At 44.9% G+C, this 530-nt stretch carries 2 protein-coding genes; both read left to right on the forward strand.

The window, feature by feature from the left end:
- Positions 1–189: PD-(D/E)XK nuclease domain-containing protein (locus ASU35_RS07235; protein WP_172794615.1), on the forward strand; the 189-nt coding region annotated here is incomplete at its 5' end.
- 66 nt (positions 190–255) lie between these two features.
- A partial coding sequence (locus tag ASU35_RS07240) for an AAA family ATPase (protein ID WP_147525402.1) occupies positions 256–530 on the forward strand: 275 nt, incomplete at its 3' end.

Raw genomic sequence — 530 nt, forward strand, 5'->3', positions numbered from 1 at the left:
GCCTTTATTCTGGAATTTAAGGTATTCAATAAGCGGAGGGAAAAATCCCTTGAGGACACAGTGAAGGCTGCCCATGCCCAGATTGAAGAGAAGCAGTATGAAGCCGCCCTTGTGGCGAAGGGAATCCCGGCAGGGAATATCCGCAAATACGGCTTTGCCTTTGAGGGGAAGAAAGTGCTGATTGGGTGATGGAGACATATTTTAAAATGGAACAGATTTCAAAGAACTTTAGAGGTTCCAGACAGGAGGGGCATGATGGAAAAAACAGTAGCAACAGGGATACAGGATTTTGAAAAATTAATAAAAGGCAATTGCTTTTATATAGATAAAACAGATTTTATCCGGGAGTGGTGGGAAAGCAATGATGATGTCACACTGATTACCCGCCCGAGGCGTTTTGGCAAAACGCTTAATATGAGTATGTTAGATTATTTTTTCTCAGTGAACCACGCAGGCAGGGGGGACTTGTTTGAGGGGCTTTCCATCTGGGAGGAGGAAAGATACCGCAAGCTGCAGGGAACCTATCCGGT

The sequence above is a fragment of the Acetivibrio ethanolgignens genome (assembly GCF_001461035.1).
GTDB lineage: Bacteria > Bacillota > Clostridia > Lachnospirales > Lachnospiraceae > Velocimicrobium > Velocimicrobium ethanolgignens.